Genomic DNA, 15,360 nt, shown 5'->3' on the forward strand with positions numbered 1-15,360 from the left:
GGTGTCGTCGAAGAATCCGTCATCGGTGGGAATTTGGCGGAAGGAGGCTCTCTGCCTTATAATTCTACGGCCTAATTGGACCAGTAGATATACGTCTCGCCCGGTTTCGGCTTGGTGCCGAGCGGTCGGTCGATCGCGATCGGGGAGCGGATCAGCGAGGGCCAGGCGGGTTTGACGCTGGCGCGGTCATGCGCGGCGAGCAACTGGTCGAGATGCGCGACGACATCGGAGTGCTGTGCGGCGACGTCATGCCGTTCGGTCGGGTCGGCCTTCATGTCATAGAGCAATTCGACATGCGGCAGATCGAGCGCCTGCAGCTTCCAGTCGCCGTCGCGCACGGTGCGATAGCGGCCGCTGCGCCAGAACAGGGTTTGGTGCGGCGTGCCGCTCTGCTTGCCGTCGATAAAGGGCAGCAGATCGACCCCGTCGAGTGCGCGGTCCTTGGGCAGCGGGGCATTGCCCGCATCGCCCGCAGTGGCAAAGATATCGAAATGGCTGACGGGGCCCGCGATGCGCGTGCCCGGCTTGATCCGCGCGGGCCAGCGCATGAAAAACGGCACCTTCACCCCGCCTTCGAAGAAGGTCGCCTTCCACCCGCGATACGGCCGGTTGATGTCGGGCAGGCCGATATAATTGGCACCGCCATTGTCGCTGGTGAAGATGACCAGCGTGTTCTGGTCGAGCCCCTGTTGCTTGAGCGTCGCCATCACTTGCCCGACCCCGCGATCGAGCGCGCGGATCATCGCGGCATAGACGCGCAGGCGATGATCGGTGATCTGCGGTAGCGCGTCATAATCGGCCTTTGACGCCTGCAGCGGCGTGTGCGGCGCATTGTAGGCGAGATAGAGGAAGAACGGCCGGTTGCGATTGGCGGTGATCGCGGCCTTGGCCTGCACCGTCAGATAATCGGTCATGTAGCGATCGGGGTGGAAGCGCTGCCCGCCATTATATTGCACGCTGAACGGCAGGTTCGCCCACAGGAACTTGTCGATCGGATCGAACGGCTGTTTCGAATTTTCGACGTCGGGGCTGGATTCGGGCAAATACATCTGGCCCCCGATCATAAAGCCCAGGCTCTCGTCGAAACCCTGATCCTCGGGCCGCATCCCCTTTGCTTCGCCGAGGTGCCATTTGCCGAGGTGCATCGTGTGATAGCCCTTGCCGCGCAGCAGCTCGGCAATCGTCACCTCGCTCGACGGTACGCCCTTGGGTGCCGTCGTGGCGGGCTGGCGCGCGGCGTCCTCGTCGAAGATCGTCTTGTGTTCCCATGTCGTCGGGAAATTGGCGATGGTGCGCGAGAACATGGCGTCGGTGCGGATCACGCTCGACGGAAACCAGGCGGGCGGGTGCGTATCGGCGGGCGTAAATTCATACCCAAAACGCGTTGGATAGCGCCCGGTCATCAACGCGGCGCGACTCGGTGCGCAAGTGGCATTACCGGCATAGCCGTCGGCGAAGGTGACGCCATCATGCCCCAGCGCATCGATATTGGGCGTCTTGACCAGCCCGCCCGCAACCCCGCCGCCATTGAAGCTGATGTCGTTATAGCCAAGGTCGTCGGCGACGATCAGCACGATGTTGGGCGGGCGCGTGCCTGCCGGGATGGCGGGGGCGGGGTCGCGCTGCCAGGTTACTGCGTGCGTTGGATCAATGTGCGGCCCCATCCAGCCCGGCAAATGCAGCAGGATATAATCCTTCGATGCGACCGCAGTGCCGACTACCAAGGCCAGGACGACGAGCGTGATTTTGCCCCAGTGTCTCATCGCCCTGCGCGCCCAGCGAAGGTGCGCGATGCGAGCAGCAGCACCGCGATCATGCCGGCTTCAACGCTAATCGGCGGAAAGGCCGTGTTGGGCGCTCCGTCAAGGACCAGGCTCACGACACGTCCGCCAATTGCGATTCCGAGCAGCGATAGCGGCACGCGCAGCGGGGCGGTTTCCTCGCGCCAGGCCCCGAGCAGCGCGAATACTCCGCCGGTGACGAAAAAGGCGGTGAAATCGGCGCGCACCGTCGCGAGGCCCTGCGTGCCGCCCGGCGTGAGAAAGAAGCGCGCGACGGAATGTGCCGGATCAAACAGGAAGGCCATTCCCAACCCGATGTTGAACAGGCCGACCAACCCCACCATCGCCCGCATCAGGTTCCGCATCGCTCGCCCCCTTGTTTCTTGCATCGTAGCAGCGTCGTCCGACTCTGCAATGTCACGGCACGCTGCGTGCCATTATCGCCGCGCCAGTCCCTGTTGCTCCATCCGCCATTTGAGCTGGTCGAAGCGGTCCTGTCCGAAAAAGGGTTCACCCTCGAACACCATCAGCGGCACGCCATAATGCCCGCCGTCGCGCTGTGCCGCCTGGTTGATGACGACGATCTCGACATAGCGTTCCGGTTCGGCCGCGACCGCAGCGTCGAGTTCGGCGAGGTCAAGGCCGGCCTCGGCGGCGGCGCGGGCGAGGTGATCGCCCTCATGCCATCTGCTCACTGCCCCACTCCAGAGCAGTCGCCCCACCGCCTCGAGAAAGGCGAGGCCACGCCCGCGTTCTGCCGCAGCGACCCCAAGATGCGTCAGACGGTGGATATAGGGCTGGTCGAGCGGATAGGTGCGGGTCGCGAAATCCATCACCACCGGATCGGGCTGCGCCCAGCGGAACGGCATCCCCACAAAGGCGGCGCTGCGACCGATATCGCGCAGGAAATAGCTAAGCCACAGGGGATCGTTGCTGGTGAAGAAATCGGGTTGGCGAACCGCAATCGGATAGACCGGCCGAACCCGCGCCACGACGTCGAAATCGCGTTCCAGTTCGATCAGGCGCGGCGTCACCAGATAGGAATAAGGCGAACGGAACGACCAATAGAGATCGTAGGTGAGCGTCATGCGCCAAGCGGCTTGGTGCGGATGTTGAGCTGCCCGGCAAGCCCGGCGACGCGATGCTTCTCGATTGCCTGGTAATCGGGCGATTGCACCATCGCCAGCATCGCCGCCCGTGACGGGTAGCGGGCAAGCGCGACCATGTCCCACGGCTCGTCCATGGTGCCGAGCATCAGTTCGCTGACCGCACCGGCATAGAGCGCTTCGCCACCGACCGCCGCCAGGCAGGCCCGCACCGCCGCGCCATAGCGGGCATAGGCCTCGCGCCCGCTCAGCATGGCGTCGGAGCCGTCCGGATATTCGGCATGGTCCTTGAACTTCAGCAAATTGACCATCACGAACGGCCCGTCCTCGGGCGCGCTGAAAAAGGCGGCGGCCTGTTCGGGGGGAGGAAAGACCGCATTGGTGACGTTCATGCCGATGCTCCGGTGCTGCGAATGAAGCTATCGATCAGCGCGCTCAATCGGTCGGGCGCGTCTTCCTGCAGGAAATGGCCGCCACCCGCGATGATGGTGTGCGGCTGCCCGCGGGCGCCGGGGATGCGCTCGATAAAGATCTTCTCGCCGCCTGCGGTCACCGCATCCTTGTCGCTGAAGGCGGTGAGGACGGGCTTGTCGAAGCGTTCGAGTATCGTCCACGCCGCGCGGTTTTCGGCAACCGAGGCGTGCTCTGGCGTGACCGGTACCAGGGTCGGGAATTGCCGCGCGCCTTCCTTGTAGCTTTCGTCGGGGAAGGGGGCGTCATAGGCCGCGATCTCGTCGCTGGTGAGCTCGCGCACGGTCCCGCCATTGACGATCGCGCCGACCGGGAAGAGCGGCACATTTTGGCTGAAGGCCAGCCACGCATCGAACCCCGCCGACGATCCGGTGCCGACCGGCAGTCCGGTATTGGCGATCACCAAGCGTGCGAAGCGATCGGGAAAGGCGGCGACCAGGCGCAGCCCGATCAGCCCGCCCCAATCCTGACAGAACAGCGTAATGTCGCGCAGGTCGAGCGCGGTGAGCCAGTCGGACATCAAGGTGACATGGCGTTCATAGGTGTAATCGGCGCGCGCGGCGGGCTTGTCGGATTTGCCGAAGCCAATCAGGTCGGGCGCGATCACGCGGTGCCCGGCAGTGGTGAGCGGTGGCACGAACTTGCGATAGAGATAGGACCAGCTCGGCTCGCCATGCATCAGCAACACCGGCGCGGCGTCGCGCGGCCCTTCATCGATATAGTGGATTCGCAGGGGCGTCCCGTCGCCGTCGGTGACGGTTTGATAGTGCGGCGCGAAGGGATAATCGGCCAGCCGCTCGAACCGGGCCTCGGGCGTTCGTAAAACCTCCACCGCGCTCTCCTTATGGCATGTATCGTGCCAATAGAGTCGCGGGACGTCAAGCGCCGATAGCGGCACCTCCATAAAGGGGAGGCACCGCTATCGATATCGCGGTCGGGAAAGGTCAGTCCGAAAAGGGATCGCGGACGAGGATCGTGTCGTCGCGCTCGGGGCTGGTCGAAACCAAGGCGACCGGGCAACGGATCAGTTCCTCGACGCGGCGGATGTACTTGATCGCCTGTGCGGGCAGATCGGCCCAGCTCCGCGCGCCTGCGGTGGTTTCCTGCCAGCCGGGCATGGTTTCGTAGATCGGCTCGACCTCGGCCTGATCGGCGGCGTGGGCCGGGAAATAATCGAGCGTTTCGCCGCGCAGGCGATAGCCGGTGCAGATCTTCACTTCGTCGAAGCCGTCGAGCACGTCGATCTTGGTCAGTGCGATGCCGGTGATCCCGCCGACCGCCGCAGATTGTCGCAGCAACACCGCATCGAGCCAGCCGCAACGACGCTTGCGCCCGGTGACGGTGCCGAATTCATGGCCGCGCTCGCCGAGGCGCACCCCGGTCTCGTCTTCCAGCTCGGTCGGGAACGGGCCCGACCCGACGCGGGTGGTATAGGCCTTGGCGATGCCCAGCACGAAGCCGACCGCGCTCGGCCCCAGGCCCGAGCCGCCCGCCGCCGTGCCCGAAATGGTGTTGGACGAGGTGACGAACGGATAAGTGCCGTGGTCGACATCGAGCAGCACGCCCTGCGCGCCTTCGAACAGGATGCGCTTGCCATTCGCGCGCGCATCGTTGAGCACGCGCCAGGTCGGTTTGGCGAAGGACAGCGCGAAATCGGCGATTTCGCGCAGTTCCTGGACCAGCGCGGCGCGATCGATCGGTGGTTCGCCGAAGCCTGCGCGCAGCGCGTCGTGATGTGCGGTCAGACGGTCCAGCTGGGCATCGAGCGAATCGAGATGCGCCAGGTCGCACACGCGAATCGCGCGGCGGCCGACCTTGTCTTCATAAGCCGGGCCAATGCCGCGCCGCGTGGTGCCGATTTTGCCCGCCCCGCTGGCATCTTCGCGCAAGGCATCGAGATCGCGGTGGAACGGCAGGATCAGCGCGCAGGTATCGGCGAGCATCAGCGTGTCGGGGGTGATCGTCACGCCCTGGCCGCGCAGCTTTTCGACTTCGGCCTTCAGCGCCCACGGATCGAGCACCACGCCATTGCCGATGACCGAGGGGGTTCCGCGCACGATGCCCGAGGGGAGCAGCGACAGCTTGTAGACGCTCTCGCCGACGACGAGCGTATGGCCGGCATTGTGCCCGCCCTGGAAGCGGACGACGACATCGGCGCGTTCCGCCAGCCAGTCGACGATCTTGCCCTTGCCCTCATCGCCCCATTGGGCACCGATCACTGCTACATTTCCCACGGTGTCTTGCTGCCTGATTGTTACGTTTTCGGTGCAGCCCTAATGTGCAGGGGGCAGAGGGTCCATTGTTATTGCGCGCTGCGCGGTCGGCCGGGGCATCGGGCCCCGTGATACACCCTGCGACACTTGTTTTCTTGCGGCCGAAAAGACCGGCGCTTACCAAGTTGCGCACACGTAATGACCAAGGTCCGGGAGCTTTGTGATGCGGAAACCCCTTATATCTGGCGTGATGGTGGCGGCGCTCACGTTCGCAACGACAGCCGATGCGCAAGGGCCGCTGCGCAAGATGATGATGAAGCGCTGGATGGAGCGCCAGCAACAGCAGCAGCAATCCGGCCCCGCCGGGACAGACATCGCTTATGGCAGCGATCCGCTTCAGCATCTCGATTTCTGGCGGGCGACGCGCAAGGATGGCGCGGCACCGCTGGTGATCTTCGTCCATGGCGGTGGGTGGGAGAAAGGCGACAAGGAGATGGCGCGCGGCTCGGCCAAGGTCAGCCACAGCCTTGAGCGCGGCTATGCCTTCGCCTCTGTCGGCTATCGGCTGGTGCCGTCCGCAACGGTCGAGCAGCAAGCGCAGGATGTCGCCGATGCGATCGCGGTGCTGGTGCGGCAAGCCGCGACGCTTGGCATCGATTCGCGGCGGATCGTGCTGATGGGGCATAGCGCGGGTGCGCATCTCGCGGCGCTGGTCGGCACCGATCCGCGCTATCTCGACCATGCGCATTTGCACCCCGATGCGCTGAAGGGTGTGATCCTGCTCGACGGTGCCGCGTATGACGTGCCGCGGCAAATCGCCGAGGGCGGCACATTCATGCACGATCGCTATCTGGAAGCCTTTGGAAGCGACCCGGCGCGGCAAAAGGCGCTGTCGCCGACCTTCCATGCGGCCGCGCCCAATGCGCCGAGCTTCCTCATCCTCCACGTCGCCCGCGCCGATGGCACCGCGCAGTCCGAACAATTGGGCGAAGCCTTGCGCAAGGCGGGCACACCGGCCGAGGTGCAGGGTTTTACGGGCAGCGGCCTGAAAGGGCACATGGCGATCAACCGGCAATTGGGCGAGAAGGACTATCCCGCCACGCCGGTGGTCGACGCCTATCTCGAGCGGGTGTTCGCGTGAGCGGTGGCTAGACCGCCCGCGCTTCGCCCTCGGCCAGCACATGCGTGCACAATTGCGCCTCGGGCGTATCGCCTGCTTCCAGCGCGGCGACGGTGACCCAGCCCGCCGCGCGCATCGCGGCGGCCACCGCCGGATCGGTGCCGAGCGGCACGAACAGGCGGCGGCGGTCGACTTCGGCCAGACCGGCGGCGACGATCGCGTCGGCGTAAAGCGAGAAGCCGACCGCCGATTCCTCGGCTCCGCCTTCGTGCATGATCGTATAGGTGCCGCCGCGCCCGATTTCGCCACGCACGCCGCCAGCGAAGATCGAGAAGCCGAGCCAGCTTTGATATTCGAAGCCGTGGCGCTCGGTCGGGTCGAGCGTGAGCGCGACGCGGCCTTGCAGGCCCTCGGCGATCTTCCACAGGGCATCGAGCCGCGAGGTCAGCGCGCCGCCTGCATCGAACGCGCACAGCCGGGCGTGCGCGGTTTCGAAGGGGCCTGCCGCCTCGATCAGTGGGAGATAGGCGGGGGCGATCGCGGCGACGCCGCCCGCATCCTTGGCGTCGAGCCGGTCGCGCAGCGCATTGATCTGGGCGGCGTCGATCGGGAAGGGGCCGCTGGCGAGGACGTCGATCAGGTCGGGCAGGGTGAAGTCGATCGAAATGTCGCTGACGCCCGCCGCTTCGAGGGCTGCGACCGCGACTTCGACCACTTCGCGCGCCGCCGCCACGGTATCGAGGCCGATCAATTCGCAGCCGATCTGGCGCAATTCACGTTCGGGCGCGAGTTGCGAGGCCCGCAGTTTCAGCACGGGTCCCGCATAGGACAGCCGCACCGGGCGCGGGTGGTGGCCCATGCGGGTCGCGGCGATGCGGCCGATCTGCGCGGTCATGTCGGGCCGAATCGCGAGCGTCGCCTGGCTGACGGGATCGACGAAGCGCACCGCATCCTGCGCGCGCGCGGCCTTGAGGCGACCGGCGAGGCCGGCTTCGAATTCGGCGAGCGCTGGGTCGGCGCGTTCATAGCCATAGGCATAAGCGGCGGCGAGCGCAGCGGCTTCGAGGCGCGCTGCGGCGTCGGCGAAGGGCGGGAGCCGGTCTCGGAAACCGGTCGGGAGGAGGGCGGTGGTCATGCTATATCCTTCTCCCTCTCCCCTCCGGGGAGAGGGCCGGGGAGAGGGGCCGTCGCAAGCGCAGCGCTGATCGTCTCTAGCACGCCATCGAGGTTCCCCATGACGTCGGCATTGTTGAAGCGGATCACGCGATACCCTTGTCGTTCCAGCCACGCCGTTCTGCGGGCGTCGGCGCTCTCGTCGTCTGCGTGGGTATCGCCGTCAAGCTCGATCACGAATTTTAGGGAGCGCGCGACAAAGTCAGCAATGAACGGGCCGATCACGACCTGATGGGCGAACTTGACTTCGGCGAAGCGTTTGGCGCGAAGGTTGTACCAGAGGCGCGCTTCGGCCGGGGTTGGGTTGCTGCGCATGGCTTTGGCGCGCGCTAGCAATAGCTTATCGGTTGTTGGCACGGCCCCTCTCCCCGACCCTCTCCCCGGAGGGGAGAGGGAGAAGAAGGGCGTACCGTTCGCCTGTTAAAACGCCAAGCCCATCGCGGTCTTCACGCCTGGCAGCGCGCGGACTTGCGCGAGCAGGTCGGGCGTCACTGCATCGTCGATCGACAGCAGCAGCACTGCCTCGCCACCGGCCGAACGGCGGCCGAGGTGGAAGGTGCCGATGTTGACGCCCGCGGTGCCGAGCAAGGTGCCGAGGCGCCCGATGAAGCCCGGCGCATCCTCGTTGACGACATACAGCATGTGCCCGGCGAGATCGGCCTCGACCTTGATGCCGAACAGTTCGACCACGCGCGGGGCCGAATCGCCGAACAGCGTGCCGGCGACCGAACGCTCGCCCGCATCGGTCTTGACCGAGACGCGCAGCAGCGTGTGGTAATCGCCCTCGCGCTCGGTGCGGACTTCGCGCACTTCGATGCCGCGTTCCTTGGCGAGCAAGGGCGCATTGACCATGTTGACGGTGTCGGTCTGCGTGCGCAGGAACCCGGCCAGCACGGCGGCGACGATCGGCTTCTGGTTGAGCTCGGCGGCGGCACCCTCGGCATGAACCGAGATGCGCGCGATCGCGCCGTGGGTGAGCTGCCCGACCAGGCTGCCGAGCTTTTCGGCCAGCGCCATATACGGCTTCAGCCGCGGGGCTTCCTCGGCCGACAGGCTCGGCATGTTGAGCGCGTTGGTGACGCCGCCCGCGACGAGGAAGTCGGCCATTTGTTCCGCGACCTGGATCGCGACATTGACTTGCGCTTCGGTGGTCGACGCGCCCAGATGCGGGGTCGAGACGAAATTGGGCGTGCCGAACAAGGGCGAGGCCTTGGCGGGTTCTTCCACGAACACGTCGAGTGCTGCACCACCGATATGGCCCGAATCGAGCCCGGCCTTGAGTGCGGCCTCGTCGATCAGCCCGCCGCGCGCGCAATTGACGATGCGCACGCCCTTCTTGGTCTTGGCGAGCGCCTCGGCCGAGAGGATGTTGCGGGTCTGGTCGGTGAGCGGGGTGTGGAGCGTGATGAAATCGGCGCGGGCGAGGAGGTCGTCCAGTTCGACCTTTTCGATGCCGAGTTCGAGCGCGCGTTCGGGGCTGAGGAAGGGATCGAAGGCGATGACCTTCATCTTCAGGCCGCGGGCGCGGTCGGCGACGATCGAGCCGATATTGCCGGCACCGATCAGCCCCAAGGTTTTGCTGGTTAATTCCACGCCCATGAAGCGGTTCTTTTCCCACTTGCCGGCCTGGGTCGAGGCGTCGGCCTCGGGCAATTGACGGGCGAGCGCGAACATGAGGGCGATGGCATGTTCGGCGGTGGTGATGGAATTGCCGAAGGGGGTGTTCATGACCACCACGCCCTGCGCCGAAGCTGCTGGAATATCGACATTATCCACGCCGATCCCGGCGCGGCCGATGACCTTCAAATTGGTCGCGGCGGCGAGGATCGCCTTGGTCACCTTGGTCGAACTGCGGATCGCCAGACCATCATATTCGCCGATGATCGCGATCAGTTCTTCCGGGGTCTTGCCGGTGATTTCATCGACTTCGACGCCCCGTTCGCGGAAGATCTGGGCGGCTTTTGGATCCATTTTGTCGGAAATGAGCACTTTTGGCATCGGTTTTGTCCTTCTGCTCCCTCTCCCCTTCAGGGGAGAGGGTCGGGGAGAGGGGAAGTGGGAAATTCGGGGGAGGTGGCGTGCTGGACTGCCCCTCTCCCCGGCCCTCACCCCGCGAGCGGGGAGAGGGAGAAGAATTACGCGGCTTTCAGGCTCGCATAGGCCCAGTCGAGCCAGGGCCCGAGCGCGACGATGTCGGCGGTGTCGACGGTCGCGCCGCACCAGATGCGCAGGCCCGCCGGGGCATCGCGGTAACCGGCGATGTCATAAGCGGCATGCTCTTTTTCGAGCAGACCGGCGAAGGCCTTGATGAAGGCTTCGTCGGCACCCTCGACCGTCAGGCAGACGCTGGTCCTGGAGCGCGACGCCGGGTCGGCGGCGAGATGGCCGAGCCACGCGCGCTCCGCGACGATCTTGTCGAGCGCGGCGGCATTGGCGTCGCTGCGGGCGATGAGGCCCTCGCCGCCGCCGACGGTCTTGGCCCATTCGAGCGCGGCGATCGCGTCTTCGACCGCGAGCATCGAGGGGGTGTTGATCGTCTCGCCCTTGAACACGCCTTCGGTGAGCTTGCCCTTGGAGACCAGGCGGAACACCTTGGGCAGAGGCCAGGCGGGGGTGTAGTTTTCGAGCCGTTCGACCGCGCGCGGGCCCAGGATCAGCACGCCGTGCGCGCCTTCGCCGCCGAGCACTTTCTGCCAGGAGAAGGTGGCGACGTCGATCTTGGCCCAGTCAATGTCATAGGCGAACACCGCGCTGGTCGCATCGGCGAAGGACAGGCCCTCGCGTGCCTCGGGGATCCAGTCGGCATTGGGCACGCGCACGCCCGAGGTGGTGCCGTTCCAGGTGAACAAAACGTCGTTCGACCAGTCGACCGCGTTCAGATCGGGCAATTGCCCGTAATCGGCGCGCAGGACGGTGGGATCGATCTTGAGTTGCTTGACCGCGTCGGTGACCCAGCCTTCGCCAAAGCTCTCCCAGGCGAGCGCGGTGACGGGCTTTGCACCCAGCATCGTCCACATCGCCATTTCGAACGCGCCGGTGTCGGAGCCGGGGACGATGCCGATGCGGTGCGTGTCGGGGAGCTGCAACAGCTCGCGCATCAGATCGATGGAATATTGCAGCCGCGCCTTGCCGATCTTCGAGCGGTGCGAGCGCCCCAGCGATTCGGTGGCAAGATTGGCGGGGGTCCAGCCCGGAGGCTTGGCGCACGGGCCCGAGGAAAAATACGGGCGTGCAGGCAGATGCGCGGGACGCGCAGGAAGGTCAGTCATGTAGTCTCTCCTTACAGAGAGCACGCGCGGCGTTGGGACCGCGTGGCCCGTCGATCGCCCTAGAGAAATGCGGCGAGCCGTCAAGCGCGATCACTGGACCGGGGCACAATGCTGCGGCAGGGTGAACGCTATCCCCGGGGGACTGAATGAAAAATCTTGATATGCGAGAGCGACTTGCGACGATCGCGGTGCTTGTTTGGCTGGTCTGCGATTTCCTGACGACGGTCGGATCGGTGGTGACGGCATCCACCACGGGGCGGGAGGCGGCGACGATTTTCTCGGCTGCCGAATTGCAGAATATGGATCGCTTTTCGACGGTGGCGAGCCTTCTCTACATGCTGGCGTTTCTGGTCTCCGCCATCTGCGTCGGGCGCTGGATCTATCGCGCCAATGCCAATGCGCACACGCTGTCGGATGCGATGATAATTTCGCCGGGCTGGAGTGTCGGATGGTATTTCATCCCGATCGCCAGTCTGTTCAAACCGTTTCAGGCGATGCGCGAGACATGGCAAGTAAGTGCGTGCCCGAGCGACCCGTATAGCGCGCCGGTGCCGGCCGTGATGCGAATCTGGTGGGGCCTTTGGGTGGCGAGCACCATCCTGTCCAACGTGAGTTCGCGGATCAGTTTCAACACCATGTCGTTTCACGAGGCATGGCTGGTTGCCTGGCTGGAGATCATCACGTTCGTGCTCGACGTGCCCCTGGTGATCGCGTTGATCATTCTCATGCGACGGCTTACCGCAAACCAGCGTGCAGTCGTCGACACGCGCATTTTTGAATAGCGCGGCGGGCGGCGCATAGCGATACGGGGAACCGCATGTCGCGTATTCTACCCGCCCTCGTCCTTACGCTCTTGCTCTCCGCCTGCAGTTTCGGCGGCGGAAACGATCGCCGCCCGCCACCGCGGCCGCGCGGGGCGAGGCCGGTGACGCTGGCCTTGCCGACCAGCCGCGAAACGCAGGCTTGCTATACCGATCTGTCGCGCGAGGATGTGCGCTTCTCGCCCTTGCCCGATCGCGATTTCGGCGGGGGCTGCCGGTTGATCGGCACGTTGCAATTGATCGACATCGGCGTGCCGGTGACCAACCTCAAGGCGATGCGCTGTGGCCTCGCGCGCGGTTTCACCGCCTGGATCAGCTATGCCGTGGCACCGGCCGCGCGGCAGATGCTGGGCAGCGATCTGGTGCGGGTGGAGAGCATGGGCAGCTATGCCTGCCGGGCGGTGGTGGGTGCCCCGGGGGCGGGCGGGCGGCTGTCGGGCCATGCCACCGCCAATGCAGTCGATATATCGGGCTTCGTGCTGAAGGATGGCCGCCGCATCACCATCCAGCAGAATTGGAATGGCGGCGATTCGGACGCACGCGCCTTCCTGCGCACGATCCGGGCGTCGGCGTGCAAGCGCTTCGGCACGGTGCTGAGCCCGGATTACAATGCGGTGCATTACAACCATCTGCATCTGGAAGACGATCATGCCGGGTTTTGCCGCTAGGCTTCAAATTCGCGGCGCAGTGGCTTAGGGGCGGTGGATGAACGATACTCCCAACCCGGACGCCCCAGCCCAAGACTCGCTCGTCCACGAGTCCGATGCGCGCGACACGCATGTGCCGTCGCGCGTTTTCCCCCGCGCGCGCCAGGATGCGGAAACCGCCAAGACCGGCATCAGCACGCCGCAGACCGAGAACCCGGCCTATCGCCTCGCCTTTCAGGACATGGATTTCCTGCTCCGCGAGGATTTGCGCCCGGTGCGCTTTCAGCTCGAACTGCTGAAGCCCCAGCTCATCATGGACGAGGCCAATATCGCCTCGACCTTCGTGATGTATGGATCGGCGCGCATTCCCGAACCCGCCAAGGCGCAAGCGCTGCTCGACATCGCGCAGGCGGCCGAGGGCGACCGCGAGCAAGCGATCCGCATTGCCGAGCGGCTGGTCGCCAAATCCAAATATTATGACGTGGCGCGCGAGCTTGGGCGGCTGGCGAGCAGCTTCCCGGTCGATACCGACGGCAAGCGGCATTTCGTGGTCTGTTCGGGCGGTGGCCCGTCGATCATGGAAGCCGCCAATCGCGGTGCGGCCGATTGCGGGCACGAATCGATCGGGCTCAACATCGTGCTGCCGCATGAGCAAGCGCCCAACCCCTATGTCACCCCGGCGCTGTCGATGCAGTTCCACTATTTCGCGCTGCGCAAGATGCACTTCCTGCTGCACGCGCGTGCGCTGGCGGCGTTTCCGGGCGGCTTCGGCACGTTCGACGAACTGTTCGAGCTGCTGACGCTGATCCAGACCGGCAAGATCGCGCCGATCCCGGTGCTGCTTTATGGCCGCGAGTTCTGGAACCGCGTCGTCAATTTCGATGCGCTGGTCGAGGAAGGCGTGGTCTCGGCCAAGGACCTCAAGATCTTCACCTTCGTCGAAACCGCCCAGGAGGGGTGGGACGTGGTGAAGGCGTTTTACCGCGACAAGGACTGAGCCCGCCGCCCCCTGGGGTTGGACCCGGGGGGCGCGCAGATCAGATCATTTCTTGGCCGGTTCCGCCCCGGCTGCGGCAGGCGCGGTGGCGTTGCCCAGATCGGCTGCGGCAGGCGACGCCTTGCCACCGGGATCAGCCGCGCCAGCGGCGGGCGGTGCCTTGGCTTCGGTCGCGGCGGGCGCAGCTGCTGGCAGTGGCAGGTTGGAGCCTTGCGCGTTGAGATAGGCAATCACGTCCGCGCGGTCCTTGCCGCTGGTCAACCCGGCAAAGGTCATCTTGGTGCCCGCCGCAAAGGCGCGCGGGCTGGTGAGCCATTTGTTGAGCTCTTCGAAATCCCATTTCTTGCCAGCGCCTGCGGTCTTCAGCGCGTCGGAAAAGGCGTAACCCGCTTTACCCTGCGCGATCGCTTCCCCCACGGTCGCCCACAGGTTCGGGCCGATGCCATTGGCACCGCCCTGGGCGATTGTGTGGCAAGCGGAGCATTTCTTGAACACTTCGGCACCGTGCGCAGTGTCCGCCGTGGCCAGCAATTCGGCGATCGGCTTGTCGGCGGCAGCCGCTCCGGCACCTTCTTCCGCGCCGCCCTCGATCGGATAGCCGGCCTTTTCGGCCTTGATCGGATGGACGATCATATTTCCGGCGATGCCGAGCGCAAGCGCGACGCCCATGGAGCCCAAAACCCAGCCAGCGATCGTATTGGTCCGGTTGTCCATGTCTCGTCCTAAACCTTCTGCCGCGGGACGGCCCCTGTTAGAGCCACGAAGTCGCCCAACCCATAGATTCGCGCGGCGTGCATCGCAAGCGCCGTTGGCGGGCGGGGTGGCGATGGCTTGCAGCGCGACGACGAGCGCAGTACCGCCCGGCACCCATGGAAAATTTCCCCGAACCCGCCCGCGCGCTCGTCGCCGAGATGACCGCTGCCGCCGCCATCGATCCCGCCCGCACCGTCGCTTTTCAGGGTGCCCCCGGCGCGAATTCGCATATCGCCGCGCGCGAGGCGTTCCCGGATGGGCTGCCGCTGCCGTGCTTTGATTTTGCCGATGCGATCGATGCGGTGCGCGATTTTCGCGCCGATTGCGCGATGATTCCGATCGAAAATTCGCTGCACGGGCGCGTCGCCGACATGCATTTCCTGCTGCCCGAATCGGGGCTGGTCATCACCGGAGAGCATTTTCTCGGTATTCGCTATGCCCTGATGGGCACCGGGCCGTTGTCGGGCGTACGCGAGGCGATGAGCCATCCACAGGCACTCGGCCAATGCCGGTTGTGGCTGCGCGACCACGGCATTGCCCCCGTCGCCTATCCCGACACGGCAGGCGCGGCGGCGCTGGTGGCGGAGCGCCGCGACCCGGCGCTGGCGGCGCTTGCCCCGCCGGGCGCGGCGGCGCTGTACGGGCTGGACACCTTGGCCAGCGATATCGCGGACGCCGAACATAACACCACGCGCTTCGTGGTGCTGGCACGCGAAGGGCAGGAACCGGTTGGCGACGGTCCGTGGATGACCACGCTGATCTTCGAAGTGAACAACGTGCCCGCCGCTTTGTACAAGGCGATGGGTGGTTTCGCGACCAACGGCGTCAACATGACCAAGCTGGAAAGCTATCAGCGCGGCGGCAGCTTCGCCGCGACCGAATTCTATGCCGATGTCGAGGGACGCCCGAGCGACCCCGGCCTTGGCCGTGCGTTGGCCGAACTGGCGTTCCATTCGAAATGGGTGCGCGTGCTCGGCACCTATCGTCAGGCGCGCGCGCGCGGGTAAAG

At 65.5% G+C, this 15,360-nt stretch carries 16 protein-coding genes; 5 read left to right on the forward strand and 11 right to left on the reverse strand.

Annotated features, from left to right (window positions below):
- Positions 1 to 71 precede the first annotated feature (71 nt).
- The 6 genes from EJC47_RS03860 to EJC47_RS03885 form a co-directional block, all read right to left on the reverse strand.
- The gene (locus EJC47_RS03860; protein ID WP_126845562.1) at positions 72 to 1,763 is read right to left on the reverse strand and encodes a sulfatase-like hydrolase/transferase; all 1,692 of its coding nucleotides are present in this window, start codon (positions 1,761 to 1,763) and stop codon (positions 72 to 74) included.
- Positions 1,760 to 2,146 (reverse strand): DUF4345 family protein, encoded by a 387-nt coding sequence (locus EJC47_RS03865; RefSeq protein ID WP_126845563.1) that lies wholly within the window; start codon positions 2,144 to 2,146, stop codon positions 1,760 to 1,762. Before EJC47_RS03865 ends, EJC47_RS03860 begins: the two co-directional genes overlap by 4 nt.
- 72 nt (positions 2,147 to 2,218) lie before the next feature.
- Entirely contained in the window at positions 2,219 to 2,869 is a 651-nt protein-coding gene (locus EJC47_RS03870; RefSeq protein WP_033963362.1) for a 2-hydroxychromene-2-carboxylate isomerase, read from the reverse strand.
- Positions 2,866 to 3,279, reverse strand: a complete 414-nt coding sequence (locus EJC47_RS03875) for a DUF1330 domain-containing protein (RefSeq protein WP_033963364.1) — start codon at positions 3,277 to 3,279, stop codon at positions 2,866 to 2,868. The genes EJC47_RS03870 and EJC47_RS03875 overlap by 4 nt, the downstream gene beginning before the upstream one ends.
- Positions 3,276 to 4,190, reverse strand: coding sequence for a haloalkane dehalogenase (locus tag EJC47_RS03880; RefSeq protein ID WP_126845564.1), 915 nt, complete (start codon positions 4,188 to 4,190; stop codon positions 3,276 to 3,278). The genes EJC47_RS03875 and EJC47_RS03880 overlap by 4 nt, the downstream gene beginning before the upstream one ends.
- A 112-nt stretch (positions 4,191 to 4,302) precedes the next feature.
- The gene (locus tag EJC47_RS03885) at positions 4,303 to 5,592 is read right to left on the reverse strand and encodes an adenylosuccinate synthase (protein WP_126845565.1); all 1,290 of its coding nucleotides are present in this window, start codon (positions 5,590 to 5,592) and stop codon (positions 4,303 to 4,305) included.
- A 286-nt stretch (positions 5,593 to 5,878) separates the two neighbouring features.
- On the opposite strand from EJC47_RS03885, the gene EJC47_RS03890 reads away from it, so the two are divergent.
- The gene (locus EJC47_RS03890; protein WP_409574470.1) at positions 5,879 to 6,712 is read left to right on the forward strand and encodes an alpha/beta hydrolase; all 834 of its coding nucleotides are present in this window, start codon (positions 5,879 to 5,881) and stop codon (positions 6,710 to 6,712) included.
- 7 nt (positions 6,713 to 6,719) lie between these two features.
- Here EJC47_RS03890 and EJC47_RS03895 read toward each other — a convergent pair whose 3' ends face one another.
- The 4 genes from EJC47_RS03895 to EJC47_RS03910 all read right to left on the reverse strand — a co-directional run bounded on the left by EJC47_RS03895 (position 6,720) and on the right by EJC47_RS03910 (position 11,133).
- Entirely contained in the window at positions 6,720 to 7,826 is a 1,107-nt protein-coding gene (locus EJC47_RS03895) for an ATP phosphoribosyltransferase regulatory subunit (RefSeq protein ID WP_126845566.1), read from the reverse strand.
- Complete coding sequence (locus EJC47_RS03900) at positions 7,823 to 8,200, reverse strand: endonuclease domain-containing protein (RefSeq protein ID WP_312845332.1); 378 nt, start codon at positions 8,198 to 8,200, stop codon at positions 7,823 to 7,825. Before EJC47_RS03900 ends, EJC47_RS03895 begins: the two co-directional genes overlap by 4 nt.
- Positions 8,201 to 8,284: 84 nt before the next feature.
- The gene (serA, locus tag EJC47_RS03905; protein ID WP_126845568.1) at positions 8,285 to 9,862 is read right to left on the reverse strand and encodes a phosphoglycerate dehydrogenase; all 1,578 of its coding nucleotides are present in this window, start codon (positions 9,860 to 9,862) and stop codon (positions 8,285 to 8,287) included.
- A gap of 137 nt (positions 9,863 to 9,999) precedes the next feature.
- Positions 10,000 to 11,133, reverse strand: a complete 1,134-nt coding sequence (locus EJC47_RS03910; RefSeq protein WP_126845569.1) for a phosphoserine transaminase — start codon at positions 11,131 to 11,133, stop codon at positions 10,000 to 10,002.
- 146 nt (positions 11,134 to 11,279) lie between these two features.
- Here EJC47_RS03910 and EJC47_RS03915 point away from each other — a divergent pair, with 146 nt between their 5' ends.
- From EJC47_RS03915 to EJC47_RS03925, 3 genes are read left to right on the forward strand one after another with little or no spacing between them, the layout of a single operon-like run.
- Positions 11,280 to 11,915, forward strand: coding sequence for a DUF4328 domain-containing protein (locus tag EJC47_RS03915; protein WP_126845570.1), 636 nt, complete (start codon positions 11,280 to 11,282; stop codon positions 11,913 to 11,915).
- A gap of 35 nt (positions 11,916 to 11,950) precedes the next feature.
- The gene (locus tag EJC47_RS03920; protein WP_126845571.1) at positions 11,951 to 12,622 is read left to right on the forward strand and encodes an extensin family protein; all 672 of its coding nucleotides are present in this window, start codon (positions 11,951 to 11,953) and stop codon (positions 12,620 to 12,622) included.
- 37 nt (positions 12,623 to 12,659) lie between these two features.
- Positions 12,660 to 13,598, forward strand: coding sequence for a TIGR00730 family Rossman fold protein (locus EJC47_RS03925; protein WP_260591464.1), 939 nt, complete (start codon positions 12,660 to 12,662; stop codon positions 13,596 to 13,598).
- Between the two features lie 45 nt (positions 13,599 to 13,643).
- Here the strand turns inward: EJC47_RS03925 and EJC47_RS03930 are convergent, their stop codons facing one another.
- Positions 13,644 to 14,312, reverse strand: coding sequence for a c-type cytochrome (locus EJC47_RS03930; RefSeq protein ID WP_126845572.1), 669 nt, complete (start codon positions 14,310 to 14,312; stop codon positions 13,644 to 13,646).
- Positions 14,313 to 14,467: 155 nt separating this feature from the next.
- Between EJC47_RS03930 and EJC47_RS03935 the strand changes: the two genes are divergently transcribed.
- Positions 14,468 to 15,358: a prephenate dehydratase gene (locus EJC47_RS03935; RefSeq protein WP_126845573.1), complete on the forward strand. Its 891-nt coding sequence runs from the start codon at positions 14,468 to 14,470 to the stop codon at positions 15,356 to 15,358.
- The last annotated feature ends 2 nt before the right edge of the window (positions 15,359 to 15,360 follow it).

Source organism: Sphingomonas sp. TF3 (assembly GCF_003985085.1).
In the GTDB taxonomy this organism is placed as follows: Bacteria; Pseudomonadota; Alphaproteobacteria; order Sphingomonadales; family Sphingomonadaceae; genus Sphingomonas.

Excerpts from the sequence above, each read along its gene's own strand:
- EJC47_RS03860 (WP_126845562.1), bottom strand. The coding sequence starts at position 1,763 with ATGAGACACTGGGGCAAAATCACGCTCGTCGTCCTGGCCTTGGTAGTC.
- EJC47_RS03865 (WP_126845563.1), bottom strand. The coding sequence starts at position 2,146 with ATGCGGAACCTGATGCGGGCGATGGTGGGGTTGGTCGGCCTGTTCAAC.
- EJC47_RS03870 (WP_033963362.1), bottom strand. The coding sequence starts at position 2,869 with ATGACGCTCACCTACGATCTCTATTGGTCGTTCCGTTCGCCTTATTCC.
- EJC47_RS03875 (WP_033963364.1), bottom strand. The coding sequence starts at position 3,279 with ATGAACGTCACCAATGCGGTCTTTCCTCCCCCCGAACAGGCCGCCGCC.
- EJC47_RS03890 (WP_409574470.1), top strand. The coding sequence starts at position 5,879 with ATGATGATGAAGCGCTGGATGGAGCGCCAGCAACAGCAGCAGCAATCC.
- EJC47_RS03895 (WP_126845566.1), bottom strand. The coding sequence starts at position 7,826 with ATGACCACCGCCCTCCTCCCGACCGGTTTCCGAGACCGGCTCCCGCCC.
- serA (WP_126845568.1), bottom strand. The coding sequence starts at position 9,862 with ATGCCAAAAGTGCTCATTTCCGACAAAATGGATCCAAAAGCCGCCCAG.
- EJC47_RS03910 (WP_126845569.1), bottom strand. The coding sequence starts at position 11,133 with ATGACTGACCTTCCTGCGCGTCCCGCGCATCTGCCTGCACGCCCGTAT.
- EJC47_RS03915 (WP_126845570.1), top strand. The coding sequence starts at position 11,280 with ATGAAAAATCTTGATATGCGAGAGCGACTTGCGACGATCGCGGTGCTT.
- EJC47_RS03920 (WP_126845571.1), top strand. The coding sequence starts at position 11,951 with ATGTCGCGTATTCTACCCGCCCTCGTCCTTACGCTCTTGCTCTCCGCC.
- EJC47_RS03925 (WP_260591464.1), top strand. The coding sequence starts at position 12,660 with ATGAACGATACTCCCAACCCGGACGCCCCAGCCCAAGACTCGCTCGTC.
- EJC47_RS03930 (WP_126845572.1), bottom strand. The coding sequence starts at position 14,312 with ATGGACAACCGGACCAATACGATCGCTGGCTGGGTTTTGGGCTCCATG.
- EJC47_RS03935 (WP_126845573.1), top strand. The coding sequence starts at position 14,468 with ATGGAAAATTTCCCCGAACCCGCCCGCGCGCTCGTCGCCGAGATGACC.